The 616-nt window shown below is 64.4% G+C and carries 2 pseudogenes; both read left to right on the top strand.

The features are described from left to right. A pseudogene (locus DNK89_RS23605) lies at positions 1 to 236 on the top strand (cytosine deaminase); the annotation flags it as partial. Beyond that, a pseudogene (locus DNK89_RS23600) lies at positions 233 to 616 on the top strand (hypothetical protein); the annotation flags it as partial. The pseudogenes DNK89_RS23605 and DNK89_RS23600, both read left to right, overlap by 4 nt.

Raw genomic sequence — 616 nt, 5'->3', positions numbered from 1 at the left:
ACGGCCTGCGCTCCGACAAGGATCTTGCGCACGTCCTGCACATCGTGTCGCAGGGTGGCGCCGACGTCATGCGCATCGAAGGCTACGGCCTTGCAGAAGGCTGCAATGCCGATCTGACACTTCTGACCGGCGAGACCCTCGCCCATGCCGTGGTCGACGTCGCGCCACGTCCTCTCGTTGTCAAGGGCGGACGCATCACCGCACGCAACGGCCAGCCCATGGTGGCCATGCCATGACACGACAGATCCTGGATTCACTCGCACTCGGCAAGCGCCCGCAAGGCCGCACGCTGATCACCGCGGCCTGGGTGCTTGGCCATCGCGACGGCGGCCATCGGCTGATCCGGAACGGCGAAGTTGTCATCGACGGCGGTGAAGTCGTTTTTGTCGGCACGAAGTTCCCTGGCGAAGTCGCAAGGCGGGTCGATTTCGGCAATGCGCTGGTCAGCCCGGGCTTTGTCGACCTCGATGCACTTTCCGACCTCGACACCACCATCCTCGGCATCGACAACCAGCCAGGCTGGGCCAAGGGCCGGGTGTGGCCGCGCTCCTATGTCGAAGCCGGCCCCTATGAAATGTACAGCCAGGAGGAGCTGGCCTTCCAGAAGCGCTTTGCC

The sequence above is a fragment of the Acidovorax sp. ST3 genome, assembly GCF_003231145.1.
In the GTDB taxonomy this organism is placed as follows: Bacteria; Pseudomonadota; Gammaproteobacteria; order Burkholderiales; family Burkholderiaceae_C; genus Acidovorax.
The sequence above is the reverse complement of the archived record's forward strand: the minus strand, read 5'-3'. Positions and strand labels throughout refer to the sequence as shown.